This window comes from Streptomyces sp. SPB074 (assembly GCF_000154905.1).
Lineage (GTDB): Bacteria > Actinomycetota > Actinomycetes > Streptomycetales > Streptomycetaceae > Streptomyces.
Genome location: NZ_GG770539.1, coordinates 2,086,637 through 2,089,697, shown reverse-complemented (window position 1 = coordinate 2,089,697; position 3,061 = coordinate 2,086,637). Strand labels below are relative to the sequence as shown.

Sequence of the window (3,061 nt, the reverse complement as noted above, 5' to 3'; positions counted from 1 at the left end):
GCGCAGGCCAAGTCCCTCGCCGCGCTCGACCACGTCGCCGCCGCCCGCCTGAGCGGCTGGGGCACGTGGCGCATCGCGCGCCGCGAACTGCTGCCCTCCCTCGCCGCGCCCGTCATCGGCTACACCGCGCTGCTCTTCCCCAGCAACATCGGCACCGAGGCGGCGCTCTCCTTCCTCGGCGTCGGCATCGTCCCCCCGACCCCCTCCTGGGGCCAGATGATCACCGACGCCAACACCTGGTACCAGGCCGCGCCCACCTACCTGCTGCTCCCCGCCGGGCTGCTCTTCCTCACCGTCCTCTCGCTCACCGTCCTCGGCGAGGGCATCCGCACCGCCCTCGACCCGCGCGCCGAGTCCCGGCTCGCCACCGGCACGCGCAAGCTGCGCGCCCGGCTGCGCGGCCCCCGTACGAAGAGCGCCCTCCCGGCCCCCGCCGCCGCCGTGCCGGCCGCGCGCGAGGACGAAGGAGACGCCCGATGACCCGCTTCCTGCTCCGGCGCCTCCTCGGCGCGCTCTTCGTGCTGCTCGCCCTCTCCGCCCTCGTCTACGCCCTCTTCTACGTCATCCCCGGCAACGTCGCGCAGACCATCTGCGGGCCGCGCTGCTCGCCCGCCCAGGTCGCCCAGGTCCACGACAGGCTCGGCCTCGGGGACCCCGTGTGGGCCCAGTACTGGCACTTCCTCCAGGGCATCGTCGCCGGCCGCGACTACTCGACGGGCACCGGCAGCGAGCACTGCGGCGCCCCCTGCCTCGGCATGTCCTACCGCAGCGGACAGCCCGTCACCTCGCTCCTGACGGCCAAGCTGCCCGTCTCCGGCTCCCTCGTCGTCGGCGCCTTCGTGCTGTGGCTGCTCCTCGGCGTCGGCACCGGAATCCTCTCCGCGTGGCGGCGCGGACGGCCCACCGAGCGCCTCCTCACCGGGATCACGCTCGCCGGGACCGCGACGCCCGTCTTCGTCATCGGGCTCGTGCTGATCATCGTCTTCTGCTCCACGCTCCAGTGGCTGCCCTTCCCCACCTACACGCCGTTCTCGCAGGACCCCGAGCAGTGGGCGTGGAACCTCGTCCTGCCCTGGTTCTCGCTCGCGCTCATCGAGTCCGCGAAGTACGCGCGCCTCACGCGCGGCGCGATGCTGGAGACCCTCGCCGAGGACCACGTGCGCACCTTCCGCGCCTACGGCGTCAGCGAACGCTCCCTCGTCGTGCGGCACGCGCTGCGCGGCGCCCTCGCCCCCGTCATCGCCATGAGCGCGCTCGACGTGGGCACGATGTTCGGCGGCGCGACCCTCACCGAATCGCTCTTCGGCATCCCCGGCATCGGGCGCGCCCTCGTCCAGGCCGTGCAGGTCTCCGACCTGCCGGTCGTCGTCGGCGCCGTCCTGGTGATCGGCTTCTTCGTAGTCCTGGCCAACGCCGTCGCGGACGTCCTGTACGTGGTGGCCGACCGACGGGTGACCCTCGCATGACCGCCCCCGAAGAGCTGCTGCTCGACGTCCGCGACCTCACCGTCGACTTCGGCGCGCTGCGCGCCGTCGACCACGTCTCCTTCGGCCTGCGCGCCGGGGGCGCGCTCGGCATCGTGGGGGAGTCCGGCTCCGGCAAGAGCGCCACCGCGTACGCCCTCCTCGACCTGCACCGGGGCACGGGGGCCCGGGTCGGCGGCAGTGTGCGCCTCGCCGGGACCGACGTCCTCACCGCGCCCGACCGCGCACTGCGGCGGCTGCGCGGCGGGAGCGTCGCCATGGTCTTCCAGGACCCGCTCTCCTCGCTCGACCCGTACCACGCGATCGGCGAGCAGATCGCCGAGGTGCACCGGCTGCACAGCGGCGCCTCCCGGCGCGCCGCGCGCGCCCGCGCCGTCGCGGTGCTCGACCGCGTCGGCATCCCCGACGCCGCCCGCCGCGCCCGCTCCAGGCCGCACGAGTTCAGCGGCGGGATGCGGCAGCGCGCCCTCATCGCCATGGCCCTCGCCTGCGCGCCCAAGCTCCTCGTCGCCGACGAGCCCACGACCGCGCTCGACGTCACCGTGCAGGCGCAGATCCTCGACCTGCTCCACGAACTGCGCACCGAGGAAGGGCTCGGGCTCGTCCTCGTCACGCACGAGGTGGGGGTGTCCGCGGGCAGCGTGGACGACCTCCTCGTCATGCGGCAGGGGCGGGTCGAGGTTTTGCGGGACGGCGCGCGAGGTGCTGGGCGCACCCCGCGCGGACTACACGCGCGCCCTGCTCGCCGCCGTTTTCCGGCGCGTGTGGACCCGTCGCCCGCGGCCCCGCCCCCGGGGGCGAACCCCTCCTCCTCGCGCGGGACCTGACGAAGGTCTACGGGCGGGGACGGCGCGCCGTCACCGCGCTCGACGGGGTCTCGCTCACCGTGCGGCCCGGCGAGAGCGTCGGCATCGTCGGCGAGAGCGGCAGCGGCAAGACGACCCTCGGCCGGATGCTCGTCGGGCTCCTCGCCCCCACGTCCGGCACGGTCTCCTACGGCGGCGCGGCGGCACCCCGCGCGGGACGCCGCCCCGCCGTGCAGATGGTCTTCCAGGACCCCGCCTCCTCGCTCAACCCGCGCCGCAGCATCGGCGAGTCGATCGCCGACCCGCTGCGCGCCCGGGGCCGGGGCGAGCGCGACGAGCGCGCGCTGCGCGCCCGCGTCGACACGGGTGGGACTCGACCCCGCCTCGACCCCGCCCACTACGACCGCTACCCGCACGAGTTCAGCGGCGGCCAGCGCCAGCGCGTCGGCATCGCCCGCGCCCTCGCGCCCGAGCCCGCCGTGCTCCTCGCCGACGAGGCCGTCTCGGCGCTCGACGTCACGACGCAGGCCCAGGTCGTCGCGCTGCTCGACGAGTTGCGCCGGGAACTCGGCCTCGCCCTCGTCTTCGTCGCCCACGACCTCGCGGTGGTCCGCCAGGTCAGCGAGCGCGTCCTCGTCCTGCGCGCGGGCAAGCTCGTGGAGGAGGGCCCGGTGGAACGCGTCTACGCGCACCCCGCCGACCCGTACACGCGCCGCCTCCTCGACGCGGTCCCCGTCCTGGACCCGGCGCGGGCGGCGGAACGGCGGACGC

2 protein-coding genes and 1 pseudogene are annotated in these 3,061 nt (G+C 75.2%); all 3 read left to right on the top strand.

Annotation, left to right across the window (positions count from 1 at the left end; genetic code table 11):
- On the top strand, window positions 1-480 hold a 480-nt coding region (locus SSBG_RS08320), incomplete at its 5' end, for an ABC transporter permease (RefSeq protein ID WP_008745749.1).
- Window positions 477-1,466 (top strand): ABC transporter permease, encoded by a 990-nt coding sequence (locus SSBG_RS08315; RefSeq protein ID WP_008745748.1) that lies wholly within the window; start codon window positions 477-479, stop codon window positions 1,464-1,466. The genes SSBG_RS08320 and SSBG_RS08315, both read left to right, overlap by 4 nt.
- Window positions 1,463-3,061: pseudogene (locus SSBG_RS30825) on the top strand (dipeptide ABC transporter ATP-binding protein); the annotation flags it as partial. The gene SSBG_RS08315 and the pseudogene SSBG_RS30825, both read left to right, overlap by 4 nt.